The sequence below is a fragment of the Rhizobium sp. 57MFTsu3.2 genome (genome assembly GCF_012932765.1).
GTDB lineage: Bacteria > Pseudomonadota > Alphaproteobacteria > Rhizobiales > Rhizobiaceae > Rhizobium > Rhizobium altiplani.
In genome coordinates this window covers 101,888-128,615 of sequence record NZ_JDWI01000017.1, presented here as the reverse complement: position 1 = coordinate 128,615, position 26,728 = coordinate 101,888, and the positions used below count along the sequence as shown (strand labels likewise).

At 59.6% G+C, this 26,728-nt stretch carries 24 protein-coding genes and 3 pseudogenes; 17 read left to right on the top strand and 10 right to left on the bottom strand.

What is annotated here, in order from left to right:
- A pseudogene (locus AF71_RS18650) lies at positions 1-266 on the top strand (IS30 family transposase); the annotation flags it as partial.
- Between the two features lie 216 nt (positions 267-482).
- Here AF71_RS18650 and AF71_RS18645 read toward each other — a convergent pair.
- From AF71_RS18645 to AF71_RS31795, 4 genes are all read right to left on the bottom strand, one after another.
- Positions 483-1,103 (bottom strand): zeta toxin family protein, encoded by a 621-nt coding sequence (locus AF71_RS18645; protein ID WP_169682556.1) that lies wholly within the window; start codon positions 1,101-1,103, stop codon positions 483-485.
- Positions 1,104-1,280, bottom strand: coding sequence for a hypothetical protein (locus AF71_RS18640; protein WP_169682554.1), 177 nt, complete (start codon positions 1,278-1,280; stop codon positions 1,104-1,106). It abuts the gene before it with no gap.
- Positions 1,281-1,443: 163 nt separating this feature from the next.
- Complete coding sequence (locus AF71_RS18635) at positions 1,444-1,740, bottom strand: hypothetical protein (RefSeq protein WP_169682552.1); 297 nt, start codon at positions 1,738-1,740, stop codon at positions 1,444-1,446.
- A 277-nt stretch (positions 1,741-2,017) separates the two neighbouring features.
- Entirely contained in the window at positions 2,018-2,140 is a 123-nt protein-coding gene (locus tag AF71_RS31795) for a hypothetical protein (protein ID WP_348644143.1), read from the bottom strand.
- Between the two features lie 154 nt (positions 2,141-2,294).
- Here AF71_RS31795 and AF71_RS18630 point away from each other — a divergent pair, with 154 nt between their 5' ends.
- Both AF71_RS18630 and AF71_RS18625 read left to right on the top strand, forming a co-directional pair.
- Positions 2,295-2,888 (top strand): DUF6088 family protein, encoded by a 594-nt coding sequence (locus tag AF71_RS18630; RefSeq protein WP_169682550.1) that lies wholly within the window; start codon positions 2,295-2,297, stop codon positions 2,886-2,888.
- Positions 2,881-3,405, top strand: a pseudogene (locus AF71_RS18625) (nucleotidyl transferase AbiEii/AbiGii toxin family protein); the annotation flags it as partial. The gene AF71_RS18630 and the pseudogene AF71_RS18625, both read left to right, overlap by 8 nt.
- 23 nt (positions 3,406-3,428) lie before the next feature.
- On the opposite strand, the gene istB reads toward AF71_RS18625, so the two are convergent.
- Both istB and istA read right to left on the bottom strand, forming a co-directional pair.
- Complete coding sequence (gene istB, locus AF71_RS18620) at positions 3,429-4,349, bottom strand: IS21-like element helper ATPase IstB (RefSeq protein ID WP_169682549.1); 921 nt, start codon at positions 4,347-4,349, stop codon at positions 3,429-3,431.
- Positions 4,346-5,830, bottom strand: a complete 1,485-nt coding sequence (gene istA / locus AF71_RS18615; protein WP_169682547.1) for an IS21 family transposase — start codon at positions 5,828-5,830, stop codon at positions 4,346-4,348. Before istA ends, istB begins: the two co-directional genes overlap by 4 nt.
- A 209-nt stretch (positions 5,831-6,039) precedes the next feature.
- Here istA and AF71_RS18610 point away from each other — a divergent pair.
- Positions 6,040-6,534, top strand: a pseudogene (locus AF71_RS18610) (nucleotidyl transferase AbiEii/AbiGii toxin family protein); the annotation flags it as partial.
- A gap of 682 nt (positions 6,535-7,216) precedes the next feature.
- On the opposite strand, the gene AF71_RS18605 reads toward AF71_RS18610, so the two are convergent.
- From AF71_RS18605 to AF71_RS31355, 3 genes are read right to left on the bottom strand one after another with little or no spacing between them, the layout of a single operon-like run.
- Complete coding sequence (locus AF71_RS18605; RefSeq protein WP_169682542.1) at positions 7,217-10,693, bottom strand: YhaN family protein; 3,477 nt, start codon at positions 10,691-10,693, stop codon at positions 7,217-7,219.
- A gap of 3 nt (positions 10,694-10,696) precedes the next feature.
- Positions 10,697-11,923, bottom strand: a complete 1,227-nt coding sequence (locus AF71_RS18600) for a DNA repair exonuclease (protein ID WP_169682540.1) — start codon at positions 11,921-11,923, stop codon at positions 10,697-10,699.
- Positions 11,924-11,972: 49 nt separating this feature from the next.
- Positions 11,973-12,209, bottom strand: coding sequence for a hypothetical protein (locus AF71_RS31355; protein WP_210258307.1), 237 nt, complete (start codon positions 12,207-12,209; stop codon positions 11,973-11,975).
- A gap of 94 nt (positions 12,210-12,303) precedes the next feature.
- Between AF71_RS31355 and AF71_RS32140 the strand changes: the two genes are divergently transcribed.
- Positions 12,304-12,438, top strand: a complete 135-nt coding sequence (locus AF71_RS32140) for a hypothetical protein (RefSeq protein WP_281412461.1) — start codon at positions 12,304-12,306, stop codon at positions 12,436-12,438.
- Positions 12,439-12,818: 380 nt separating this feature from the next.
- Here AF71_RS32140 and AF71_RS18590 read toward each other — a convergent pair whose 3' ends face one another.
- Positions 12,819-13,523, bottom strand: a complete 705-nt coding sequence (locus AF71_RS18590) for a transcriptional regulator NanR (protein ID WP_169682538.1) — start codon at positions 13,521-13,523, stop codon at positions 12,819-12,821.
- A gap of 173 nt (positions 13,524-13,696) precedes the next feature.
- Here AF71_RS18590 and oiaX point away from each other — a divergent pair, with 173 nt between their 5' ends.
- The 12 genes from oiaX (at position 13,697) to AF71_RS18530 (ending at position 26,726) form a co-directional block, all read left to right on the top strand.
- Positions 13,697-14,953 (top strand): 3-oxo-isoapionate-4-phosphate decarboxylase OiaX, encoded by a 1,257-nt coding sequence (oiaX, locus tag AF71_RS18585; RefSeq protein WP_169682535.1) that lies wholly within the window; start codon positions 13,697-13,699, stop codon positions 14,951-14,953.
- 5 nt (positions 14,954-14,958) lie between these two features.
- Positions 14,959-16,293, top strand: a complete 1,335-nt coding sequence (locus AF71_RS18580) for a four-carbon acid sugar kinase family protein (RefSeq protein ID WP_169682533.1) — start codon at positions 14,959-14,961, stop codon at positions 16,291-16,293.
- Position 16,294: 1 nt separating this feature from the next.
- The gene (locus AF71_RS18575; protein WP_169682531.1) at positions 16,295-17,056 is read left to right on the top strand and encodes a triose-phosphate isomerase; all 762 of its coding nucleotides are present in this window, start codon (positions 16,295-16,297) and stop codon (positions 17,054-17,056) included.
- Between the two features lie 35 nt (positions 17,057-17,091).
- Entirely contained in the window at positions 17,092-17,541 is a 450-nt protein-coding gene (locus AF71_RS18570) for an RpiB/LacA/LacB family sugar-phosphate isomerase (RefSeq protein WP_169682529.1), read from the top strand.
- 75 nt (positions 17,542-17,616) lie between these two features.
- Positions 17,617-18,444, top strand: coding sequence for a phosphogluconate dehydrogenase C-terminal domain-containing protein (locus AF71_RS18565; protein WP_112665658.1), 828 nt, complete (start codon positions 17,617-17,619; stop codon positions 18,442-18,444).
- A 78-nt stretch (positions 18,445-18,522) separates the two neighbouring features.
- Positions 18,523-19,464: a D-ribose ABC transporter substrate-binding protein gene (locus AF71_RS18560; protein WP_062370017.1), complete on the top strand. Its 942-nt coding sequence runs from the start codon at positions 18,523-18,525 to the stop codon at positions 19,462-19,464.
- Positions 19,465-19,537: 73 nt separating this feature from the next.
- Entirely contained in the window at positions 19,538-20,182 is a 645-nt protein-coding gene (locus AF71_RS18555; protein WP_169682527.1) for a DUF2291 domain-containing protein, read from the top strand.
- A complete protein-coding gene (locus tag AF71_RS18550) occupies positions 20,179-21,729 on the top strand; it encodes a sugar ABC transporter ATP-binding protein (protein ID WP_169682525.1) in 1,551 nt (516 codons plus the stop codon). Before AF71_RS18555 ends, AF71_RS18550 begins: the two co-directional genes overlap by 4 nt.
- Positions 21,726-22,790 carry an ABC transporter permease gene (locus tag AF71_RS18545; RefSeq protein WP_062370025.1) on the top strand — a complete coding sequence of 355 codons (1,065 nt, stop codon included), beginning with the start codon at positions 21,726-21,728 and terminating at the stop codon, positions 22,788-22,790. Before AF71_RS18550 ends, AF71_RS18545 begins: the two co-directional genes overlap by 4 nt.
- Position 22,791: 1 nt before the next feature.
- Positions 22,792-23,826 carry a Gfo/Idh/MocA family oxidoreductase gene (locus AF71_RS18540; protein WP_169682523.1) on the top strand — a complete coding sequence of 345 codons (1,035 nt, stop codon included), beginning with the start codon at positions 22,792-22,794 and terminating at the stop codon, positions 23,824-23,826.
- The gene (locus AF71_RS18535) at positions 23,823-25,664 is read left to right on the top strand and encodes a hypothetical protein (RefSeq protein ID WP_169682521.1); all 1,842 of its coding nucleotides are present in this window, start codon (positions 23,823-23,825) and stop codon (positions 25,662-25,664) included. The genes AF71_RS18540 and AF71_RS18535 overlap by 4 nt, the downstream gene beginning before the upstream one ends.
- 54 nt (positions 25,665-25,718) lie before the next feature.
- Positions 25,719-26,726, top strand: coding sequence for a dihydroxyacetone kinase subunit DhaK (locus AF71_RS18530; protein WP_169682518.1), 1,008 nt, complete (start codon positions 25,719-25,721; stop codon positions 26,724-26,726).
- Positions 26,727-26,728: the final 2 nt, after the last annotated feature.

Genomic DNA, 26,728 nt, shown 5'->3' with positions numbered 1-26,728 from the left:
TCATCAACGCGCTCAGCCCCCTGCCCAAGCATGCCCGGCAAAGTTTGACGTTTGATCGCGGATTTGAATTCGTCTCCTGGCGGCGACTGAAGCAAGGAATGGGAACCGATGCATGGTTCTGCGATCCGTCTGCGCCCTGGCAAAAAGGCTCGGTTGAGAACATGAATCGGCGGATTCGGCGTTACCTGCCGAGGGATACTGCTGTCCTGTCAGTTCCTGATGAATCGATACGATCACTGATCGATCGGTTGAACAGTACGCCGAGAAATAGCATCATGTCTTCGGTTGAGGCAGGGGCTTGCGAAGCACTTGCCCTATTTGCCGCCGGCGGCAATCCTGTCATGGTGGAGCCGGACCCCACGCAGGATAGATTTCCCTTACTGCAAGCCTCATGGAGGCAGTTCATTGACTGCGAGGGTTCGTGGTCGGAGTGTTGGCGCGACATCAAAAAGGCTGTCTTCCGGAGGCAGCCCTTTCCTTTTCTACCGCTTCCTGAAAACATTGCCGACCCGATACAGGTCGTAGGCAATGCAGACGCTCTGGACCATCCGATGATGCAGGTAGAGCCGATCGTCGAAGTCGGCCGACACCACTGCACCAGCCTCGATCCTAAAGACCTCATGAGGTTCCAGACCGCTGTTGTCGAGCAGCAGGGCTTCATCCGCCTGCTTCAGCGCCGCCGCCAGCTTGTCCAAGGATCCTTCATATCGCCTGCGGATGTCGTCCTCGGGGATGTCGTGGCCGCCAGCTTCGACACGCTGCCTGACGCGCTCGATGTTCCTTTCGACCGTATCCAGGGCAACGTAATAGAGTCCGACCGAAAACCCGGCCGCCTTCGCGTCGCGCATCAGGTTGATGGACTGCTGGCTGCTCAGGGTGGTCTCGTAAATGAACGATGTCTTCGTTTCGATCATCTCAGCGAGCTTGCGGATTGCCGCCCTGCCCGCTGCCACGGCCGCCGCTCGGCCGTCACTGGTTCCGGTCAGCTCCTTGGCGATCTCATCGGCATTGACCCAAACGCCGTCGAGCTGCAGCTTCGCATAGGCGCTGGACTTGCCGGACCCATTAGGGCCGCCGAGAATGATGCATGATGGCTGAGACAATTACTGCCTCGCGGCAGCAGCAGGAACACGGATGTCCTCGTGTTCGGCGCGATCCTTGGCCTCGTTTTCGAGATCCCGGTCGGAGATCGGCAAGCCCAGACGACGGCGCTCGGCAATTGCTTCCCGGCCGATCTGCATCAGGGCTTCCTTGTTTTCATCGTACTTCTTCAGAAGCATGGTCGATCTCCTATGCCTTCAATATAGCGCTTCACGCCCCTGTCGGCAAATATCGCTTGTCTCAGGTTCCGCCGACGGCAACGCTTATTGCAACAGGCCGCGGGAGACGGCCTTGAAGCCCTTGGGCATCTTCCGTTTCTTGCTCTGACCTTGACCCCGCGGCTCACCATGCGGGGTTCTTTTTTCCGTGCATCCCAATCCGGAAATCGATAGGCGGTAGTCCCTCCATCCGCTCTTCCTCAGGATCGCCGTCTTCGTCCGCGAAAGCACCCGGTGGCAATTGCGCCGCGATTCTGTTCGAGTTCATCCGGAAAAGGACACTGTTGGCCTTGAGCGCAAGCTGCCTCACGATCTCGCGCAGATTCTCGTGATCCCCACTCCCCTCCTCGGCCGCGTGCAGCTCCCGAACGAGATCAATGATCGGATCTGGCACCAGGTTCGCGATCTGCTCGACGGTCACCCAGTCATGCCCCCTTTCCTTCTACTCTCTCAGCTTCGCTGATCTTCGGAGGTGGCGGCGAATGCCGAGCCATCAGCAGCCGCCACCGCCTCTTCCGCACCGATTGTCGGCATCTCGAGATAGATAGTTCGCCCTACCAGCGTTTTTCCGATACCTGCTGGATCAGGTCGAACAACGCCGACCCTAGCAGCAGAAATTGCCTAGACCGCTCGCCGCCGGCGCGCCGATCATCAACGATCCCGCGCAATTCCGTAAAGAGGTCAGGCAACCGCTACACCTAATCAAGAACTGTCAAATGGCCAACCAGGGCTTGGAGGAATGCCGCGGCATCTTCCAGTTTGCGGCGATCCGCTATGCGTTCCACGTCCAGATACAGTGTGCCTTTCGCTCGATCCGAAATTTTTCGGGCTAACGTGGTCTTGCCTGCCTGCCGTGCGCCGATCAGCGCGGCGACGGGCGCGCGTGCCGCCGCTACATGCCAGGCGTAAAATGCATTGATCGGCTAACTTGCACAGTGTCAGAAAGTCGAATATATTTCTGACAGGAGAAGTACCATGCAACGACTGACATCTCAAATTCTTGCTTATGCCGAGCAATTGCCGGAGGGTACGGCCCTGTCCGCAAAAAGCCTCCTGCATCTCGGAAACCGGGCCGCAGTGGACCAGGCTTTGTCGCGCCTGCATGGGCGTGGCGAACTGATCAGGGCTGGGCGTGGTATTTATATGAAGGCGATCAAAAGCCGGTTCGGAAGCAGGCCGCCGACCGTCGAGCAAGCGGTCGAGGCAATCGCACATCAACGTGGCGAGGTCATCGTTTCGAATGGAGCGGCGGCGGCCAATGCCCTTGGGCTCACGACGCAGGTTCCGGTTCGCTCCATCTACCTGACCTCTGGCCGCAGCCGGACGATGAATGTCGGAAGCCAAAAGGTCGAGCTCAAGCACGTCCCTCGCTGGCAGTTGTCGCTCGCTAGCCGGCCGGCCGGCGTCGCTGTACGCGCACTCGCCTGGCTGGGGCCGGAGCGAGCGGAGGATGCTCTTTCAAGCATCAAGCGGAAACTGCCCCCCGAGGCGTTCAACGAGCTTGTTGCTGCAGCACCCCAGTTTCCGACCTGGCTCGCGCGAAGCGTCGGAAAGGCAGCGCATGGCTGATCACTTCCTCAAGCTCTCATCCGAGGACAAGCGAGAGGTTCTCGCAATTGCGTCAGATCGATCGAAGCGTCCAGTCCACTTGCTCGAAAAGGACGTCTGGGTCGTCTGGTCGCTTCGAACACTCTACGCCACGGCGCTCGGTAAGAGCCTTGTCTTCAAAGGCGGGACTTCGCTCTCGAAGGCCTACGGCGCCATTCGACGATTCTCGGAAGACGTCGACCTCACATACGACATCCGCGCGCTTGCCCCTGATCTTGTCGGGGACAGCGAAGAAGCGCTCCCGAAAACCCGGAGCGAGGAGAAGCGATGGTCGAGCGAGGTGCGACGGCGACTACCGATGTGGGTGAGCGACACAGTTGCACCAATCATCGCCGCTGAGCTAGAGAACCAATCGCTTCCAGCGGAGGTCCGTGTCGAGGCCGACAGGCTCTATATCGACTACCAGGCCATCGGCTTGGGATCTGGTTATGTCGCACCCAGTGTGATGCTGGAGTTTGGAGCCCGGTCGACGGGCGATGTAGGGCGACAATCTGGGTGAGATCAGCGCGACAATCTGGATGAGATTCTAGTGTCGCGGTCGTCGTCGACGGTATCATCGTGATTGTCGCTGGCAAGGGCTTCGTTAGGTTCTGATTGTCGCGCAGCGTCAATCTCGGCGGCATTTTTCATTGTCGCAAAGTAAGCGGGTCTGCCACGCTGGCGTTTGGCTTCCATCGCGGATCGACGCCGGTAGCTTTCGACATTCATCTCAAAGATAGTCGCGTGGTGGACGAGACGATCGACGGCGGCGAGTGTCATGGCGGGATCGGGGAAAACCCTATTCCATTCACCGAAGGGCTGGTTAGCGGTGAGCATGATTGATCGCCGCTCGTAGCGCGCGGAAATGAGCTCGAAGAGCACGCTCGTTTCGGCCTGGTCCTTGGTCACATAGGCGAGATCGTCGAGGATGAGCAGATCGAATTTGTCGAGCTTGGCAATGGCGGATTCGAGCTGGAGTTCACGACGAGCGACCTGCAGCTTCTGAACGAGCTCGGTCGTACGCATGAACAGCACCCGCCAACCGTTCTCGATGAGAGCGAGGCCAATCGCGGCGGCGAGATGGCTCTTGCCGCCACCGGGCGGGCCGAACAACAGGATGTTAGCTCCCTTGGCGAGCCAGCTATCACCGGCGGCGATCGCCATGACCTGTGCCTTGGAGACCATCGGAACGGCGTCGAAGTCGAAGCTGTCGAGCGTCTTTCCCGGCGGCAATCGTGCCTCGGCGAGATGGCGTTCAATGCGGCGGCGATCGCGTTCGGCCAGTTCGTGCTCGGCAATCACCGACAGGAACCGTGCCGCGGGCCACCCTTCCTTGTCGGCCCGCTCAGCAAAGTCCGGCCAAAGGACCTTGATGGCAGGGAGGCGGAATTCATTGAGCAGCGTGCTGAGCGTGGCGGCGTCGATAGGCGGGGCGTGTCTCATGCTGCGCCCTCCAGATGACCCGCGTCGATCAGGGCCTCATAGCCTTGGAGGGACGCGAGACGGACAATAACGGTCGGTAACTGCGCTGGATCGGGTGCGAAGGCGGTCCGCAGCGCGACGATGTCCGGCAATTCGCCCGCGTCGAGGATAATGGCCAGCCGCTCTGCCAGCTCCCGCTCGCAGCCCCGATCATGGGCCAAAGCCAGGAGTTCGACGGTGATCTTGCAGGCCTGCTTGTCAGAAAGCCGGTCGAGTAGGGTCTCGAAAGCAAACCGGTATTCCTGCCGCGGGAAAAGCTTGTCGCGATAGACAAGCTGAAGCAGCGCCATTGGCTTTTTGCGCAGCGAGTGGATGACATGCCGATAGTCGACGACCTGGTCGTGTTTGCCGCTGGCATGCGCACGCCCTCTTTGGAGCGTCATCAGATGCGTGCCGCCGATAAAGAGGTCAAGACGCTCGTCGTATAGGCGCACGCGCAGCCGGTGTCCGATAAGGCGTGACGGCACGGTGTAGAAGACCTTGCGTAAAGTGAAGCCGCCGCTGCGTGAGACCCGCACGACAACCTCCTCAAAATCGCTGGTGCGCGTTCCCGGCAACGGCTGCAACGCCGCCCGCTCGGCATCGATGCGCTTGCCATAGCGAGCGTTACGGCGACTGACGATCTCATCGATGAAGACGCGATAAGCAGCGAGATGGTCGAAGTCACGGGTACCGCGTAGCAAAAGAGCATCGCGAATGGCATTCTTGAGGTGGCCATGCGGGCTCTCAATCGCACCGTTCTCGTGGGCAATGCCCTTATTGTTGCGGGTCGGCGTCATCCGGTAGTGCGCGCAAAGCTCCGCGTAGCGCCGCGTCAGATCTTCTTTGGCATCGGCGTCCAAATTGCGGAAGGCCGCCGACAGGCTGTCACTGCGATGGTAAAACGGCGCGCCGCCAAGGAACCAGAGAGCGTTCTGCAGCCCTTCAGCTAGCGCCACGAAGCTTTCGCCGCCGAGAACGGCATGGGCGTGTTCGAAGCCGGAATAGGCGAGCCGGAAGTGATAGAGCAAATGATCGAGCGGCTGGCCTGCGATCGTGATCTGCAGTTCGTTCATGTTGGTGAAGTCGGAAAGCCCCAGTCGGCCGGGCTCATGAACCTGGCGAAAGATCACTTCCTGCTCATCGCCATTGATGGCCCGCCACGCACGGATCCGCCGCTCCAATGTCCGGCGAACGCTTTCGCTGAGGTCAGGATGGCGGCGCAACATCTCCTCGAAGATGGCAACTGGGCGGATGCCAGGTGCCGCCTTCAACAGCGGCACGACCTCAGCATCGAAGATGTCGGCGAGTGGGTCAGGACGTCGACGGCCACGCGGCTTCTTCACCTGTGATGGCAGTTGCGCGTTCTTCTCAATGCGATAGGCCGTTGCTCTGCTGAGCGACGCCTTCGCGGCGGCGACCTCGATCCTGTGCTCTTGTCGTAACTTCATGAAAAGCCTCATCTGATGATCGGTTATCTGACGACCGGGCACAAAGGTGGTTCTCCGTTCTTCGAAGAACCCAAAGTACCGGCCGAACCGCAATCACCAGATGAATCGGTGCGGCAGCAGCGGTAGAACTCCGTTCGGGCTACGCCCTCTCTTCGTTCCACCGCTGCTGCAACGTCTCATCTTGATTGACGCTTCGTCTCATCTTGGTTGTCGCGCTGCAGGGCGAGCCGGCCAGCCTGCGAGAGGTCACTTGCGATGCGGTCGGCCTCGTTGAGGGAGTCGACTTTCCGAAGGCCAACCCGAGGGTAATGCACGCCGAACGGACGTTCTGGGAAAAGGCCACCGCGATCCATGTCTTTTGCCTACAGCAGCGGCTCCGAGGCGAGCGCTTTTCGCGCCATTGGCACGACATCGTGCGCCTTGACGACATTGGTCTGGCCGACAGAGCAATTTCCGACCGCGGGCTAGCAACCGCCGTCGCCACGCATAAATCGATGTTCTTCGCGGAGAAAGCCGCCGATCGATCGCCAATTGACTACGAGGCGGCGGTAAACGGCAACCTGGTGCTGACGCCGGTCGGCGAGGGACGGAAAGCCCTCGAAGAAGACTACTCCAGGATGGTGGAGGACGGTCTCCTTCTCGATGACGCCGAGACGTTCCACGAGTTGCTCGAACGGTGTGCTGCCATCTGTGGCAAGGCAAACGTCGCAGGCTGACAGCTGCTTGGAGGTCTTCCGATGGCAAGACGCGACCTGTCGAGAGAGTAGCTCTTCGCATAGGTATGGGAACGCCCGACCAGCGAGATCGCTAATAAGCATGGCATCTCCGACGTCGTAGTCGGAAGCTTTGCAAGAAAATGCAGGTTCCCAGGCCTCCCCGGGGCTAATGGGCGCGCGTGGTAGCGGGCCAGACACCGCGACGCCCCGCTTTGAAAGCATTTCGAGAGGAACTGGAAGCGAAGCGGAAAAGCGCGCTACAAGCCCACCGCTGGACATTTCACTGAACTTCAATCGAAATTCTTGAATGTGGCACTCGACGAACTCCGCAAACGTCTCATCGAGCACCAGATCGATACCTCGGGCCCGAAGCATACCACGAGCCTCGAACCCAAGCCCTACCCCACCTCGCTCGCGCTCCCATCACTTTCGAGCGTGGCACGGAGTTCACGGATTGGCCTTATCTCCAAGCGAGCATCGGCACCCGTAGCGCAGCGGACATTACTCTTACCAAATAGTCGGATAAATCGTATAATCCGAAGGAGCGGCTGCCTGCGGCAGGTCGCCGTATCGGATACCCTAGTTTTTCAAAAGGGGCTGAATGTCAGGCGAAGTGAAATAGCGCGAACCTCGAAGATCTGAACGATTTCGGGTTCTGACCGGGGTTCTGGATTGCAGCGCTTCATCTCGACGCGTCTGTCAGGCTCGACGCGACGCGATCGAAGCTGATGACATCGACATCACCCCGCAGCAAGTCATTCGCGATTTCGACAATCTTGCCCTCGTGCGTGAACAAGATCGGCTGGAACGCCCGTCCTCCGGACGCCAGAGTTCTCAACCCGGAAGCCTTGCGTTCGTCATCGAACGACTGAAATACATCGTCTGTTATGAAAGGAAGCGGCTCGTTGCGACTGCAGAAGTCCTCAATAAACGCTAGGCGGAAGGCTAGGTAAAGCTGATCTGCGGATCCTTCGCTGAGGGCTTTCGTCGGAAGCCGCTCGCCGTCGGATCGTTCTGCTTTTAGCCTTATCGCATCCTGATCGTCGAATTCCTGCACCAAGCGAACGAAAGATCCATTCGTCAATGTGGAGAAGTACTCGCTTGCCCGTGCGAGCAGCGGATCTGCCTGTGACTCCCTGTAGCGTTCCAAAGAGGTTGATAGCAGTTTTGAGGCGAGCCTCAGAACAGCCCATTGGCGGGCCAGATCCTGTGTCTCTTGTTCCGCAGATGCTTTGTCGAAAGCAGCCTGCTCCGCGCTCAGTCCGGTCTCGAGCGCCTCTTTTGTCGATGCCAGCTCAGCGAGTCTTCCCTTGAGCTTGCCGAACATGTCGAACTGTTGGGTATCCTCGGCCGCAAGCGTCTCGATCTCCAAATCAGCGGCGACTCGATCGAAATCGTAAAGTTTTATCCGGATGTCGTCTTCGCTGATGCCCCTGGAATGCAGCGACAGCCTCCGCCGACTGTCGTCAAGCTTCTCGACCACGGCACGACGCCTTCCGAGACGCTCGAGAAGTGTCCTGCCGTCTATCCGGACATTCAGACGAGCCAACTGAGCAGCCACATCCTGACTGATCGACTGGCTTTCTTCGGCTATCTCCTGAAGATCAGCGGACACTCGTTCTCGGCTTGTAGCGAGATGTCGATTACGATCCTCGGCGGATTGTGCGTCGGTCATTCGTTTGTGCAAGGTATCGACAGCGAGTAACGGAGCGAGTTTGGAAAGATCATCACCGATCGATTTGCAGACGCCCGACAGCTTCTCCTCGAATTGATCTATGTTACGTGCCATGCCGTCGACACGGCGCTGTCTGTTCTGTCTTTCAGCGTAACAGCGCGGGATTTCTTTCCAGACCTGGATTGCAGCTTCAGCCATCTCCAAGGTTGGAGCATCATCAAGCCCGAAAGCAACGCATGTTTCAGCAAATTGCGACCGCCACTCATCAACTTCTGTGGCCAAGGCAGCGAACTTGCGCTCTCCATCAGCAATGTCGTTCTCCAGCGTTTCCTGCCGGGCGCGGACGATACGCCGCTCATCCCAGGCCTTTGCCAGTTCGGCCAGCTTTGTCTCCACGAGCCTGACGTTCGAGGAAAGCGGACCGGCAAGCTTTGCTTCGAGCCCAATGGCTGCTGCAATGCTCGCAAGTTCAGATGTAACTTGGACATTCCGGCTTTGAACAATGCGAAGCTGATCTTCCAGGTCCCGGACGTTCTCGCGCCTCTTGGCGATGGCATTTATGCCGCGGAGCCATTTGCCCATTTGGTCTATATCGAGAACCGGAATTCCTGCATGATCGAAAAGTCCCGAGAATGCGGCCAATGCACCTTCCTGGTGATCCCGTGCGGCTTCGAGTTCGATATCACAGGTACCAATGTCACCATCAAGTCGAGCCAACCTCAGCGTCAGCGCCGAGTGGCGCGCGGTTCTTTCAGCTTGCGAAAGTGCACCGTCCGACAGTTTGTCCGCCTCGCGAACGAGTACTGGCAACGCGCCGTCCCAGAGATTACCGGACTGAAGTCCTTGAATGGCCGCATCGCGGACAGCCCTCGCTTCTTCGATCATCGAACGGGTAATGAGTTGCCGATCATCTTCGAGGTCCGAGATGAGCTGTACTACGTCCTCGCGCTCCAAGCGGCGCTCTGTCCGCTTTTCCTGGGCACGTTTCACACGGTCGGCAGCTGCTACAAGATTTGGGCGGTGTTTCTCCAATTCAACTTCGTCCGGAAGCGGGAGCTTCAGAAGCGCTTCGAGATCCTGGACTGGAGGAGCCAGGCGAGCCTTCGCTTCGCTGATATCCTGGCGTGCCCTTGCCAGCGCGGTATCAATTTCGTCAATCCGTTCGAGCGATCGGATATCTGGCTGGAGGGCACTAAGACGTTCCTGTAGAGGCCCGACATCTTGAAGCGTACCACCGCTTTCGGTTCGTTGGATGCGGCTGAATTCCGAGGTCTGGTCTTCCAGGCGCTGCCGTAGGCTCGTCTCGGTGCGTTGAAGCTCGTTTCCATCGCGGATAAGACTATTGAGACGATTGATTTGAGCATCAGCCGGCTGTGTCTGGATGAGCGTCTCGACCGAACCCCGGTGCCCTGCCCTTCGACCAAGGCCAGCAAGCTCAAGATCGAAATCCGCTACCTCTGCCCGGACTCTCGAGAAATCGGCCTTCGCTTGAGAATACGCCACCTTCTCCGTGAGAAGCTCGTGGATCAGGTCTCGCTGGTTCAAAACAGCAGGGTCGAGCTGCAGTGCCTCAAACTCGTCCCGAATGCGCTCGCTCGTCGCAAGGGAAGCAGCTTCTCGCGCGGCGTGTTCATGGAGACGCTGCAGTTGGTTTTCGAGCTGCTGCTCGATCTCCTTCGGAACTGCGGCGATCTCGTCAAATTCCGCCAGTCCGGCCAACTCTACATCGACATCGGTCAGAAGCGGTTCGAGCGTGCGCAGGTTCTGTAGAAGATCAAGACGCGTTTTCGTTCGCAGGCGCGCGTGCCCTAGCTCTTCCAACTGGCGCTCGACCTCACGGATTTCATCAGAGAGGCGCTTCCAGTCGGGCGAACGGAGCTCATGAACTTTCTCGGACTGCCGCGCAGCCTCGTGACGATCGAGCGCCTGATAGAAGGCCCGGTCCTTCGACTTTCGCTGAGAGAAGATCGCGTCAGCCTCACCGTCCAAGCTCTTGCGCAGCTGGGTGAGCCCCGTCAGTCCGGAAGCGGCCGAGAACAGGAGACGGCCGATCTCGCCATCTCCCGTCGCCATCTCCTCTCCCCCGTGGCGGAGCCTGGCAGAATCCATTCCGAAAGCCTTTTCAAAGACTGATCGGTCCACCCCGCCAATAAAGGGAGAAAGGATATCGTCCGCGAGAGGCACCTCTTGTTCCGAATTGGAGACCAATGTTGCCTTGCGACCTTTACGGCGCCGGAAATCGATCGATGCGCCGTCACGTCGCGTTAGGCTCGCGCCGACCCTGAGGATGGATGGCTCGAACTTGTGCAATCCGGCAACGTCGTTCTGAAAGCCGAATAGGAGATCAGACAGGGCACGGAGCAAGGTGGACTTGCCCGCCTCATTCGGTCCATAAACGATGTGCAACTTTGCATCCGGCCGAAATGGGATGGAACGGTCCGAAAGTGAGCCGTATCGGAGAAGATCAAGCCGATCGAAGCGCATGTGTCAGCCTGCCGTCGCCATTCGTGCCAGAAGCAGCTCACGTGCCTCTTTCACCAGTTCGACATTTGTCAGGCCAAGCGGGCTGTCGTTGGTAGCGAGACCTCCGGGCATCTTCGGCAAGATCTCCATCAGGATCTGATCGACATGGATAGCATCGTCCCCATGATCCTCTAACGCCCTGAAAAGCTCAATTCCTGCAAAGGGGGTCGCCGCGACGGGCACCGAGGAGGAGAGCCGCAGCTCAAGTTTCTCGATCCAGATGTCACTGTACGCCCGCTGGCATGCCGCGAGCACCTCATCCTGCCACTGCGCTCGATCACGCGCCAGGTCGTCGTAGAAGGCACAGGCCCCAGAAATCCGGATGCGTGCCGCGACTGGCTTGCCGTCGAATTCCGCCGACAAGCGAATCGCTTCTTCCTCGATCCGCTTCAATACGTCGACATCGAGATCGCCTTCGCTAACGTCGATACCGATTGAGATGAATCGGGCGCTGTCAACGATAAGGCGATCAACGGTCGCGATCCCATCATCGACAGTAACAAGTACTGCACCCTTTGCGCCTTGCTCACGGATGCTTCGACCCTGGAGATTGCCTGGGAAGACAACCAGAGGATCGGATGCGACTATTTCAAATTCATGAACATGGCCAAGGGCCCAATAATCGTAAGCACGCGATCGCAGATCGTCGACCGAGCACGGCGCATAGGCCTCATGCCCCTCGCGTCCAGTCATTGAGGTGTGCAGAACTCCTATGTTGTACCAGCCTGCAATTGCCGAAGGGTACCCGATTGCTAGATTTTCGTATGCCGCCCGGTCCGTAAAACCCTGTCCATGGAGGGCGACCTTCTTCTCGTCGATGAGGAAGGTGGAAGGCTTGCTCGTTGCAAATTCGCGCACGTTGTCGGGCAGTGTGATCGTCTTGGTGATCACGCTCGCAGCATCGTGGTTTCCACGTATCAGGTAGACTGGAATGCCCGCCCGCTGCAGCCGACCCATTTCACGATTGAAGAACAGACCGACCTTGTTGTCCTTCCAGTCTCCGTCATAGATGTCTCCAGCAATGACGACGAAGTCGACGGCGAGTTCGACCGCACGGCTGACCAGCAGCGTTACCGCCTCTCTGGTCGCCCTCGAAAAGAGCGCCGCGAGCTGCTCATCCTTTACCGACAGCCCCTTGAAGGGACTGCCCAAATGCAGGTCGGCGGCATGAATGAATCTGAACGATGTCATGGCACGTCTTCGGTCTCTTGCTTAAAGGTTCACTTTAACGCCACCACTTTCAGCGGGTAACCAGCTGCGGTCTTTGTCCACCGGTTTCGATTAACCGTGTTGCGATGCAGGTGGCTCTGAACTCAGAAGACGCGTAGAGAATGCCTGCGCCAAATAGGAAACGGAGCAACGTGTGCTCGTCGCGTAGTAGATCACTTCCGTAGCGTAGCTTGGCGTTAAACCACTCATCCAGTTTGCGCCCTCCCCTGTCGCGGCGATCCAACGGCTCGCCGCCAAATTCCTGCATGAAACGCTCCGCGTGCGGCTTTGCAGCGAAGCAAAAGACATTGTAATTCCGATCCTCGCATTCGACCTGATGTCCGCGCGGGCAGATGGTTTGCGTGGCAGACCGCCGCCTGCTCGAGTTTACCGAGGAAAAGCTCGGCAAACAGCGCTATCTGGTGTGGATACGTCCGGTCGATTTCTGCCGGAGTGAGCTCGCCTTTGCGCCTGGGCATGAGGGCGCATGTTCATGATATGTTCTAAATAGTCAATAGGTTTCTGGCCGGGAACGAGCAGGGCTAAGCGAGTGCTCGTCCATCGAGCCTCGTGCTCGAGGCATCATCATGGCCGTAAAACGCAAATGACAGTTTTGATTTACGGTCAAGTTCCGTGTCAACCGAGAGCTTGAGGATTGCATGTGGCGCGCGGACGCTCTGCGAGCACGGCTACCGTCACTACCTACCTCTCGGCACACCGCGCAAGTCGCACTACTCGTAAGGCTCTTGCCCCTTATCGCGGCGGAGAAGGTCTTTGCGCTCAAAGGTGGGACCGCGATCAACTATCGGCACAAGGCGATTGGTCGGCAATGTGAGGTCGCGGGAGAGGTCTGCGCGTATAGCTGCTCTGCAAAACCTCACTTTGCGTAGAGGGCACTCGAGCGTTCGAGGTGCTTGAGGATCGCGGTTTCCGACCCGTCGATATCATTGGCCTCCAGGCGATTCACGATTTCCTCGTGTTCAGCCAAGGTGAACTTCTCCTTGCCCGTCCAGATCAGCATTTCCGTGTGGTATTCCTTCAGCCAAGCAAGCATCGCTTCGCTGACAGCGACATAGATCGGATTGCCGGAAATCTGCGCGATGCGGGTGTGGAAGCCCATGTCAGCATTTATGAACTCCTCGGCATGACCAAGGCAGTCGCGCTGGCGATCTATGATCTCCCTAAGATCGCTGATGTCTGTCGCCGAGGCCCGTTGTGCGGCTTCGCGTGCCATGCCTCTCTCGAAGAATATCCGCGCGCTCTTGAGATGCTCAAGCGAGTCCGACGATTGCGAGAGCATGATCTTCGCCGTCAGGTCGACCTGCTGAAATATGGACCTGGCCGTAAGCTTCAGAACCCTCGCGCGTTCTCCGTGCGAAATGTTGACCAGCCCCTTGTTGGCAAGCGACTGCATGGCCTCACGGATGGCCGGTCGGCCAACCCCAAAGCGCTCCATTAGAACACGCTCGGAAGGCATCTCGTCGCCCGGCTGCAACTCGCCCGACGTGATCATCCGCTCTAGTCGATCAAAGACCTCGTCGGACAGCTTCCGACGTACGATCTGTTCGATGGGTTGGCTCATAAGCTCTCGCTGACTCAAGTATCACCTCCTCCTACTACTTTCCGCGCTTTGCGCAAAGCGCCCCAATTTCCGTTTGTAAAATTTCGCTTCCCATCATATGGAATACTCATTATACCACATCACGAGTTGACGCCATGACAAATTGATCTGGCGAGAGGAGCAACTGGCACTTCATGATGATCACGCTGACTTACCGCATCGAGACCCCTGGCAGTATCGAGGCCATGGCGGACAAGATCGCAAGCGATCAGTCGACGGGAACCTTCGTTCCGGTCCCGGGAGAGACCGAGGAACTGAAGTCGCGTGTCGCCGCGCGCGTGCTGGCGATCCGCCCTCTTGATGACAGCACCCAGCCGACCTGGCCCGAGGCTGCCCCCGGCACGCGCCTTGGTCGCGCCGACGTCGACATCGCCTTTCCCCTCGATGCGATCGGAACCGATCTGTCAGCCCTGATGACCATCGCCATCGGCGGCGTCTATTCGATCAAGGGCATGACCGGCATCCGTATCGTGGACATGAAGCTGCCTGAAGCCTTCAGAGCAGCACATCCCGGACCGCAATTCGGCATTCCCGGCAGCCGCCGCCTGACCGGTGTCGAAGGGCGCCCGATCATTGGGACGATCGTCAAGCCGGCGCTCGGACTTCGTCCGCACGAAACCGCAGAACTCGTCGGCGAACTCATCGAATCTGGTGTCGATTTCATCAAGGACGACGAGAAGCTGATGAGCCCGGCCTACTCGCCGCTCAAGGAACGCGTCGCTGCCATCATGCCGCGGATTCTCGATCACGAGCAAAGGACCGGCAAGAAGGTGATGTATGCCTTCGGCATCTCGCACGCCGACCCCGACGAAATGATGCGCAATCACGACATCGTCGCCAAGGCCGGCGGCAACTGCGCCGTCGTCAACATCAATTCGATCGGCTTCGGCGGCATGAGCTTCCTGCGAAAGCGGTCAAATCTCGTGCTGCATGCCCACCGCAACGGTTGGGACGTGCTCACGCGGCATCCCGGCGCCGGCATGGACTTCCGGGTCTACCAGCAATTTTGGCGCCTGCTCGGCGTCGACCAGTTCCAGATCAACGGCATCAGGGTCAAATATTGGGAGCCGGACGAGAGTTTCGTTTCGTCGTTCAAGGCTGTCAGTACGCCCCTCTTTGATGCGTCCGACTGCCCGCTGCCGGTTGCCGGTTCCGGCCAGTGGGGTGGCCAGGCGCCCGAGACGTATCAACGAACGGGCCGCACGACAGATCTCCTCTATCTCTGCGGCGGTGGCATCGTCAGCCATCCAGGTGGCCCGGCCTCCGGCGTCCGCGCCGTGCAGCAGGCCTGGCAGGCGGCTGTGGCCGGCATCCCGCTCGAGACCTACGCACAGGACCATCCTGAATTGGCTGCCTCAATCGCCAAGTTCAGCGACGGAAAGGGCGCCTGACCGCGATGGAAGACCTTCTCGTGAGCTATTACGGCGATGACTTCACCGGTTCAACCGACGTCATGGAGGCGTTGGCCTCGCACGGTGTTGCAACCGCACTCTTTCTCGACATCCCCTCGCCCGAAATGATTGCGCGCTTCAAGGACTGCAAGGCGATCGGTCTTGCCGGGACGAGCCGCAGCCAGACGCCGGAATGGATGCAGTCGCACCTCACCACCGCCTTCGAATGGCTGAAGTCGCTTCGGGCGAATTTCTGCCACTACAAGGTCTGCTCGACGTTCGACTCCAGTCCCGAGACGGGGAGCATCGGAAAAGCCATCGACATTGGACGCGAAACGTTCGGGCAGACCGTCGTGCCGGTCGTTGTCGGTGCACCGCAACTGAAGCGGTACACGGCGTTCGGCAATCTTTTTGCCGCCTACCAGGGCAGCGTCTATCGGATAGATCGTCACCCGGTCATGAGCCGCCATCCGGTCACCCCGATGGGTGAGGCCGATCTGGCTGTTCATTTGTCCAAGCAGACCCGACTGCCCGTTGCCTTGGCGGACCTTGCAACGATCGCGTCGGCCGATGCCGACCTGCGCATTGACCGATTGGCCGCGGAGGCAGGCGGAATTCTTCTCATCGACGTGGATTCGGAGGCGACGCAAGCTGCCGCGGGTCGCCAGCTCGTTCGCCTGGCAGGTCAGTTCGGGAGCTTCCTCGCTGGGTCGTCCGGAATAGAGTACGCGCTTCTCAATGCCTGGCGACAAAGCGGCGCAATTGCCGGAACTTGGGATTTTCCCGACGTTGGCCCGGTCGACCGCCTCGCGGTTGTTTCCGGAAGTGTGTCGCCCACGACTGAACGTCAGATCAGACAGGCGAAGGAAGACGGCTTCGCAGACATTGCGCTCGATCCTCTGGCACTCGTATCGGAGTACGGCGAAAGCGCGATCGACGCGGCCGTCCAAAATGGCGTCGAGAGGCTCAAGGAGGGACGGAGCGTCATTCTCCATACAGCCCTCGGCCCTGCGGCTGATGTCGGCGGCGATATCGACAGGATATCCGGTGCCCGCCACACCCTTGGGCGGGCGCTAGGTACGATACTGCGCCAGATGGTCGAGCGCGAAGGACTTTCTCGCGCGGTCATCGCCGGCGGCGATACGTCAAGCCACGCCCTAAGGCAACTGAAGGTAGAGGCGCTGACCACCCTCCTGCCCCTTCCTCAGACACCCGGTTCACCACTTTGCCTGGCGCACGGAAGCTACCCGCCGACGGACGGGCTCCAGATCGCGCTCAAGGGCGGCCAGATCGGAACGGACGGCTACTTCGCGCAGATCCGCGACGGAAGGACGAGCTGAAATGGCTTTTTGGGTCGGTACAAGCTTCAAGATGAACAAGACCCTGGCGGAAGCACTCGCTTTTGCCAGCCGCCTGGCGGAGGCTGATCGCGACAGCGATCCCCTGATACAGCGGTTCGTCATCCCAGCCTTCACAGCGGTGCGCGAAGTCAAGCGAACTCTTTCGGGCACCTCCGTCAAAGTTGGCGCGCAGAACATGCACTGGGAGGATGCGGGTGCTTGGACTGGCGAGGTTTCCGCGCCAATGCTCAAGGACTGCGAACTTGACCTGGTGGAGCTTGGCCACTCGGAACGCCGGGAACACTTCGGAGAAACCGACGAAACCGTGGGCTTCAAGGTGGCTGCCGCCGTTCGCCATGGCCTGACGCCCCTGATTTGCATCGGCGAGACATTGCACCAGCGCCAATCCGGGCAGGCCGACGTCGTCTTGCGAAAGCAGGTTGAGGCGGCCCTGGGACCTGTCGCCGACATGGCTGACGCGCAAGTCCTGCTTGCCTACGAGCCCGTCTGGGCGATCGGCGTCAATGGCATTCCGGCTACGGCAGACTACGCATCTGAGCGCCACGGCAAAATCGCCGATGTTGCCATGGGGGTTCTGGGCCGCCAGGTGCCTGTCCTCTACGGCGGCAGCGTCAATCCGCAAAACTGCGAGGAACTGATCGCACAGGCGCATATCGATGGCCTGTTCATAGGCCGGTCGGCTTGGTCCGTTGACGGTTATCTCGACATTCTGCGCCGCGTCGCCGCGGCGATCGAACGCTGATCCATATGCCCCACGGCTAGTGAAAGGAAACTGCCATGAAGATCGCAATTGGCGCCGATAGCGCCGGCAAGCCGCTGCTCGACGTTATCGCCGCTCACCTTGCCAGCAAGGCCGACCTGGAAGTTCACGACCTGAGCCAGTCGGGCTTCTACGCTGACCTGTCGCAGAAGCTCGCACAGACGATCGTCGACGGTGAGCATCACCGCGGTATCCTGATCTGCGGCACCGGCATCGGGGTTTGCATCTCCGCAAACAAGGTCCCGGGGATCCGTGCCGCCCTTACTCATGACACCTACTCGGCTGAACGCGCGGCCAAGTCGAACAACGCCCAGATCATCACCATGGGTGCGCGCGTCATCGGACCCGAACTCGCCAAGTCGATCGTCGATGTCTGGCTTGCGGCCGAGTTCGACCCCAAGGGCGCTTCGGCGGGGAATGTCGAGGCCATCGATCGGCTCGATGCCCAGAAAGCGCCTCACAACTAATGTTACGCTGATATGGTGATTGACTCATCATACCAGATTATGCTCCTATCCAGATCACAGAAAAGGTGAGGAAACATGACCACAATTGCCCTCTTCGGCGCCGGTGGCAAAATGGGCTACCGTCTTGCAAAAAACCTGAAAGGTTCGCGCTTCGACGTCCGCCATATCGAGGTTAGCGACGCCGGCAAGGCGCGGTTGAAAGACGATCTCGGCGTCGATTGCGTCGCTCCCGATGCTGGTCTCGAAGGGGCAGAGGTCGTCATCCTGGCTGTCCCCGATACGGCGATTGGCAAGGTGGCTTCGGGCATCGTCGACAAGCTGAAGCCGGGGACCATGGTCGTAGCCCTCGACGCGGCGGCTCCCTTCGCGGGCCATCTGCCGAAGCGGGACGACCTTACTTACTTCGTCACCCATCCCTGCCATCCGCCGATCTTCAACGACGAAACGGAGATGCAGGCCAAGAAGGACCACTTTGGTGGCCTCTTTGCAAAGCAGCACATTGTTTCGGCCCTGATGCAGGGACCGGAAAGTGCCTATGGCCTTGGAGAAGAAATCGCCAAGGTCATCTGGGCTCCGGTCATGCGGTCGCACCGGGTCACCGTCGACCAGTTGGCGATGCTGGAGCCTGGCCTTTCCGAGACCGTCTGCGCCTCGCTCCTCGTCGTCATGAAGCAGGCCATGGACGAATGCGTTGCGCGCGGCGTGCCTGAAGAAGCTGCCCGCGACTTCCTGCTTGGACACATGAACGTTCTCGGCGCGGTGATCTTCGGTGAGGTCCAGGGCGTGTTTTCGGATGCCTGCAACAAGGCCATCGAATTCGGAATCCCTGCCCTGATGCGCGACGATTGGAAAAAAGTCTTCGAACCAAAGGAGATCGCCGAAAGCATCCGGCGCATCACCTGACGCAAATTGGGGAGGCAGCAGCCTCCCCTTCAACCGCCCCATGGGAGTTGGGGTCCATTCATACTCGGGAGGACAACCATGAGACTGACACGCAGACTGACACTTGCCGCCTTTGCTGGTGCGCTGGCGCTCGGAACGGCCATTCCGGCCTTCTCCGCGGACTTGATCGCCATCATCACGCCCGCCCATGACAACCCCTTCTTCAAGGCGGAAGCCGTGGGGGCTGAAGCCAAGGCCAAGGAGCTTGGCTACGAAGCTCTCGTCATGACCCATGACGATGATGCCAACAAGCAGTCCGAAATGATTGACACGGCGATCGGTCGTGGCGCCAAGGCGATCATCCTCGACAACGCGGGCGCGGATGCATCGGTCGCTGCCGTCAAGAAGGCCAAGGATGCAGGCATCCCCTCCTTCCTGATCGACCGCGAAATCAATGCCACTGGCGTGGCTGTCGCCCAGATCGTCTCCAACAACTACCAGGGTGCCCAGCTTGGCGCTCAGGAATTCGTCAAGCTGATGGGCGAGAAGGGCAACTATGTCGAGCTGGTCGGCAAGGAGTCCGATACGAACGCCGGTATCCGCTCCCAGGGCTATCACGACGTCATCGACGACTATCCGGATCTGAAGTCGGTTGCCAAGCAGTCGGCGAACTGGAGCCAGACAGAAGCCTATTCGAAGATGGAAACCATCCTTCAAGCCAACCCTGACATCAAGGGCGTGATCTCAGGCAACGACACAATGGCCATGGGCGCAATCGCAGCCCTGCAGGCAGCCGGCCGCAAGGACGTGATTGTCGTCGGGTTCGACGGCTCGAACGATGTCCGTGACTCGATCAGGGCTGGCGGCATCAAGGCCACCGTGCTGCAGCCTGCCTACGCTCAGGCACAGCTCGCGGTCGAGCAGGCCGACGCCTACATCAAGAACAAGACGATGCCAAAGGAAGAGAAGCAGTTGATGGACTGCGTTCTCATCAATTCCGACAACTCTGGCAAGCTCGAGACTTTTGCCCTCACAAACTGATCATTGCTTAGTCCAATGCAGAGGGCGTCGATGGCGCCCTCTGCGCGTTGTTGCTGTTATCGGGGCCTGTCGCATGTGGAGAATGAAGGGCGCTTTGCTCGCCGCGGTGATTGTTGCGGCGCTGCCTGGCTGCAAGATCGTCAAGACACCGACTGCGGAGGAAAAGGCCGCAGCCGCTGCCAAGGACGCCTTTGATCCGAAAGCAAGGGTCGACGCGATCTGGCAGCCGCAGGTCGTTCCCTACTTCGAAAAGAAGGCGGGAGAGCTGAAGGATGTCACGCAGCTTGCGACTTCCAGCCCGGATCAGGCCGGTGAGAAATATGGCAACCCGCACAAGCAAAGCAGTTCACCTTGGACCTATGCTGTCAAGTTCACCGGAAAGGTGATCACCGCTGATACCGCCTCACGCGCGGCAACACTTGATGTCGATACCAACGGCGACGGCAAGGCTGACGCGAAGGTCCAGATCGGCCCGGCACTTCGCGGCACCGCCTTGCGCGACACGCTGGACTTCGTCAATTTCAACGAATTCAAGAACCAGATCGAATGGGCCCAGTTCGGCAAGGCATTCAACGAGAAGGCCAACGCGGCCTTCCTTGCCGCTGTGCCGCGCGACGGGCTGGTCGGCAAGACCGTGACCGTCATTGGAGCATATCCCTTGCCTAGCGAAGGGCAGCCTCCGCTTGTCACACCTTCGGAACTGACGGTGGGATCATGAGCGTGAGCGGGGTATCCAAGGACGATATCATCCTGCGTCTCGAGGACGTGTCGAAGGTCTATTCGGGCATCGTTGCAGTCAAGCGCGCCAGTCTCGAGCTTCGTCGTGGCGCGGTGAACGTCCTGGTCGGCGAAAACGGCGCCGGCAAGTCGACGCTGATGAAGATCATCGCTGGTGTCGAGCGTCCGACGCTCGGCAATATTATCCTTGACGGCGAACAGGTCTCATTCGACAGCCCGGCCGACGCTCAGGCGCACGGCATCGGGATGATCTTCCAGGAGCTCAATCTCTTCGCCAACATGTCTGTCGCAGAAAACATCTTCGCGACCCGCGAGATCACCCGCGGCCTGCGCGGCATCGACCACAAGGCGCAGGTCGAGAAGGCGGGCGCACTTCTGAAACGATTGGACGCCGGAATCAACGCGGAAACGATGGTCGAGGACCTTCCCATCGGTCAGCAGCAACTCGTTGAAATCGCCAAAGCGATGTCGCTCAATGCGCGCATCCTCATCATGGACGAACCGACGTCGGCGCTTTCGGCCGCGGAAGTCGAAATCCTCTTCAAGGTGATCGCGGAACTCAAGGCTCAAGGCGTCGCCATCGTCTATATCTCGCATCGGCTGGAAGAACTGATGCGCATCGGCGACTACATCATGGTATTGCGTGACGGCCAGATCACCGGCCAGGCCGTGGTCCGTGACATCGACACGCGCTGGATCGTGCGCTCCATGATCGGCTCCGACGCCAAGGACTTCGCAAAATCCGTGGATCATGCGGTCGGCAAAGAGATGTTCCGTGCGGAGGACATCAGCCTCCCCCGACCGACGGGAGGCCTTGCTGTCGATCATGTCTCGCTTTCAGTCAAATCAGGAGAGATCCTTGGAATCTATGGCCTGATGGGCGCTGGGCGCAGCGAGTTCTTCGAGTGCGTGCTCGGACGCCACATGCACTCGACAGGGAAGATCTTCATTGATGGCGAAGAGATCCACGCGCGCGACGTCACCCGCCGAATCCGCAAGGGGCTGGCGCTGATCCCTGAAGACCGGCAGCGGGAAGGCCTGGTCCAGGTCCTGTCGATCGCCGGCAACCTGTCGCTTGCGAGCCTCAACCGCTTCGCGCGGTTTTTCCACATCAATGCGACGGCAGAGAAGGATGCCATTCGCGACGCCATACGGGAATTATCGATCAAGGCGCCCAATCCGGACTTCGAGGTGACGTCGATGTCAGGTGGCAACCAGCAGAAGGTGGTGATCGGCAAGGCCTTGATGACCAATCCGAAGGTCCTGCTCATGGACGAGCCGAGCCGGGGTATCGACGTCGGCGCCAAGGCTGACGTCTTCCGCACCATGCGCCGGCTGGCGGCCGAAGGACTAGCCATTCTGTTCTCGACCTCAGACCTCGAAGAGGTCATGGCGCTTTCTGATCGCATAGCAGTTCTGAGCAACGGCCAACTGGTCGACGTTTTTAACAGGGCCGAGGCGACGGAGGACGCGATCATCGCGGCTTCGGCCAAGGGACACGGACATCAAGGGAAACGCGCGTCATGACGGCGGCCACATCATCCACTTCCGCACAGGCCAGCGCGAACGGCTCTGTTCTTCTCACTCTGATGAAGCTCAGAACCTTCATCGCACTTTTCGCGGTTATCATCTTCTTTGCGATCTTCGCCCCGAACTTCACGTCAACGGCGAACATGATCCTGATGTCGAAGCACGTGGCGTTGAATGCCTTCCTCGCCATGGGGATGACCTTCGTGATCATCACCGGCGGCATCGACCTGTCCGTGGGATCGATCGTCGGGCTTTGCGGCATGGTGGCCGGCGGATTGATCCTCTACGGCATCGAGCTTCCTATCGGCTATACGATCTACTTCAACCTTTTCGAGATTGTGCTGATCACGCTATCGATCGGGTTACTGATTGGCCTCATCAACGGTCTGCTGATTACCAAGCTGAATGTCGCTCCCTTTATCGCGACGCTCGGCACGCTCTACATTGCCCGGGGCCTCGCTCTGCTCTCCTCGGACGGGCAGACCTTTCCGAACCTCGTTGGTCGCCCTGAATATTCAACGACCGGCTTCGACTTCTTCGGTGCAGGGCGCATCCTCGGACTGCCGGTATCGATCTGGATCCTGATTGCGTTGGCGTTGCTGGCTGCCTACGTCGCGCGTTCCACCCCGATCGGGCGCCACATCTTCGCCGTCGGGGGCAATGAACGCGCAGCCCGCATGTCGGGCATCCGCGTCGATATCGTGAAGATCTTCGTCTACATGTTTTCCGGGCTCTGCGCGGCAATCGTCGGCGTCATCATCTCTTCAGAGCTGATGGCTTCCCATCCGGCGACGGGCGAGAGCTTCGAGCTTAACGCGATCGCGGCAGCCGTCCTTGGTGGCACCTCGATGTCGGGTGGTCGCGGAACTATCGGCGGGACGATCATCGGCGCCTTCGTCATCGGAATCCTGTCAGACGGTTTGGTGATGATGGGCGTTTCGTCCTTCTGGCAGATGGTCATCAAGGGGCTGGTGATCATCATCGCTGTTGTCGTCGACCAGGCGCAGCGCCGCCTGCAACAGCGCGTTACTCTGATGCAAATGGCAAAGGCAGGTTGAAATGTCTGAATTGAACGGCGCATTGATCGGTTGCGGATTCTTCGCGATCAACCAGATGCACGCCTGGAACGATGTCGGCGGCGCCAGGATCGTTGCAATCTGCGATCGCGATCCTGAAAGGCTGAAGATCGTCGGCGATCAGTTTGGCATCGAGCGGCGCTACAGTGACGCGAACGCCTTGTTCTCGGACGGCGGCTTTGATTTCGTCGATATCGCCACGACGGTTCAGAGCCATCGGATCCTTGTTGAAATGGCGGCGCAGCACAAGGTGCCTGCGATCTGCCAGAAGCCGTTCGCCAAGACGCTCGCCGATGCCAAGGCAATGGTTGCAGCCTGCCGCGCCGCAGGTATTCCGCTGATGGTCCACGAGAACTTTCGCTGGCAGAGGCCGATCCAGGCTGTCCGCAAGGTTCTGGACGAGGGATCGATCGGAACGCCATTCTGGGGCCGCTTCTCCTTCCGTTCCGGCTACGATGTCTTTTCGGGCCAGCCCTATCTGGCTGAGGGAGAGCGGTTCATCATCGAGGACCTCGGGATCCATACGCTGGACATCGCTCGCTACATCCTTGGCGACGTCGCCACCGTCAGCGCAAGGACCAAACGCGTCAACCCGAACATCAAGGGCGAGGATGTAGCGACGATCCTCCTCGATCACGAAAGCGGCGCGACATCGATTGTCGACGTCAGCTACGCTACGAAACTTTCCAGGGAGCCCTTCCCCGAAACATTGATCGAAATCGATGGTTCCGAGGGAACAATCCGTCTGACGCAAGGCTACCAGCTCGAGGTCACAAACGCCAACGGGACTGCGACCGATGACGTATCTCCGATACTACTGTCGTGGGCCTCGCGCCCCTGGCACAACATCCAGGAAAGCGTCTACGCGATCCAGCAGCACTGGGTCGACAAACTGAAGCAGGGCGCGGAGCATTCGACGTCAGGGGCAGACAATCTGAAGACCTTTGCCCTTGTCGAAGGAGCGTATGAAAGCGCAGCCAGCGGTCAGACCGTAGATGTCGGAGCAATGCTGCGATGACCGGCGACCCCTTCCTTCTTTACGGCACCCGTGACGCCGAGACGACACCGGTCCGGCTCAGTGCCAAAAAGCTCGAAGTCGACCTCGTCGGCGGTAACCTTCGAACGATCCGTTACGATGGAACAGAGGTGCTGCGGGCAGTCTCCTACCTTGTTCGTGACCGCGACTGGGGTACCTACAGCCCGGAAATCGAAGATCTGGCGATCGGCCACGACGGAGGTGCGTTCGAAGTAACCTATCGCGCTCGATGCCGAGGGCCGGGGGACACCGGTCTCGTCGTTGACGTCCGCATCGTTGGACAGAGCGACCGCCTCGACTTCGAAGCCGAAGCTGCGTCGGAAACCGGCTTCGAGACCAACCGCTGCGGCTTCTGCATTCTTCATCCGATCGTAGGCTTGGGCGGCGCACCCGCCACGGTAGAACACGTCGACGGCGCGACGGAGGTGACGCGGTTTCCTGACTTCATCGAACCTTGGCAACCGTTCAAGGACATGCGCGCCATTACCTACGTGGCGATGCCCGGCGTCAGCGCCGAATGCCGGATGGAGGGCGACACCTTCGAGATGGAGGACCAGAGAAACTGGTCGGATGCGTCCTACAAGACCTACGTCAGACCGCTTGCCCTTCCCTGGCCCTATCAAATACCCGCTGGTCAGCCCGTCCGGCAGAAGATATCGCTGATCATCAAGGACAGCCGCCCAGTAGGGCGGCACCCAACGGCCGGCGCCTCGGCAGAAGTGGTCAAACTCCGCCTTGGCGGACGGACCGGCGCGATGCCGGCGATCGGCCTGATCATCACGCCCGAGGAGGCCGAGGCTTGTCTGTCTGCGCAACCTTTCCTCGCGGAGATAGCCCCACAGGAGCTGCTCTTCCATTTCGATCCAGGTGCTGGTCATGGGGTGGAAGCGCTGAAGCGGTTCGCTGACATCGCCGCGACGCATCCCGGTCGCTCGACGTTGGAGATAGCGCTTCCGTGCAGGCAAGCCCCGGCGGATGAAACGGCGACCATTGCACGAGACATGCGCTCGGCCGGCTTCAGGCCGGACGCGATCATGATCTCGCCCTCCGTCGATCGGCAGTCGACGCCGCCTGGAAGCAAATGGCCCGACTGTCCGCCGCTGGAAGACGTCTACGCTGCTGCCCATGCCGCATTTGCGGGCATCCGGATCGGCGGCGGCATGCTCAGCTACTTCACCGAACTCAACCGCAAGCGTGTGCCGGAGGGGCAGCTTGCGTTTATCAGCCATTGCACGAATCCGATCGTGCATGCGGCCGACGATCTCAGCGTGATGCAGACGTTGGAGGCCCTGCCCTTCATTACCCGCTCGGTGCGTGCGATCTACGGCGACAAGCCCTACCGGATCGGTCCTTCGACAATCCCGATGCGGCAGAATCCCTACGGCAGCCGTACAATGGATAATCCGTCGGGCGGGCGTATCCCGATGGCCAACCGTGATCCTCGGCACAATGGACAGTTTGCCGCTGCCTTTGCCCTAGCCTATGCGACAAGCGTTCTGGGTGCGGATCTGGAGTGCCTCACGCTCTCTGCGCTGACGGGACCGTTCGGATTGATCGCAGGTGCGGATGAACCAGGCAGAAAAGGCGATCCGCGTCCGTTGTACGGCGCCGTTCGCGCGCTCGCAGCGTTGGCGGGAACAGAATGGCAAGAATGCATCTCGAGCTCGCCTTCCAGGGTTCTTGCGTTCGCCAGCATTGGCCCGGCGGGCTCGCAGCTCCACGCCGTCAACGTGACAAGCAACGAACAGGCGGTGGAATGTGGCGGCCTGAAGCTCGGGCTGCCGCCGTTCGGCACCGCTATCCTTTCGCTGTCCGATTGACCTCGAGCGCGGCGGCTGCATCTATCGTACCGGAGCTCGATCGGGGAGGTTGGCGTGAAGACCAAGAAACTAATAAATTCCGGTGCGGATGCCGTCGACGAAATGCTGGAGGGCGTCCTGGCGGCGCATCCCGAGCACCTGTACGCGGTTGAAGACATGCCTCGCGCAATCGTCGCCAAGAACGGCCCGCGAAATGGAAAGGTCGGTCTTGTCATCGGGGGTGGTTCCGGACACGAGCCGACCTTTCTCGGATATGTGGGCAAGGGACTTGCCGACGCTGCGGCGATTGGGAACGTCTTCGCATCGCCACCGCCCGACCCGATCGTCGCATGTGCCAAGGCCGCAGATGGTGGCGCCGGCGTGCTTTTCATGTACGGGAACTACGCTGGCGACGTCATGAATTTCGACATGGCGGCCGAACTGCTCGGTCTCGATGACATCGAGGTGCGAACTGTGTTGACGACGGATGACGTCGCTTCCGCTCCTCCCGAACAGGGCGACAAGCGGCGTGGCGTGGCGGGTAACGTCTTCATATTCAAGGCGGCGGGTGCGGCGTGCGATCTCATGTATTCCCTTGAGGATGTCGAACGTGTCGCTCGTCACGCGAACTCCCGAACCTATACGATGGGGGTTGCTCTCTCGCCTTGCTCGCTTCCGCAGACGCTGAAGCCCAATTTCCTCATCGGCGAAGACGAGATGGAGATCGGCATGGGTATCCACGGAGAACCCGGTGTGGCTCGCGGTCCACTGAGATCGGCCGACGAGGTCACCGACCAGTTGCTGGACGGCATTCTTGGGGAGATGGGAGCCGCGGAGGCTGGTGATCGTGTGGCGGTGCTGGTCAACTCACTCGGTTCGACGCCGATGATGGAGCTCTACATCATGATGCGACGCGTGAAGGCCCGTCTTGAAGACGCCGGCCTGCTGATCCACACGTCACTTGTTGGAAACTACTGCACATCGCTCGAAATGGCCGGGGCATCGATCACGGTGATGCACCTCGACGACGAGCTGCAGGAATTGATCGATCATCCCTGCGACTGCGCAATGTTTCGAAAGTGAGC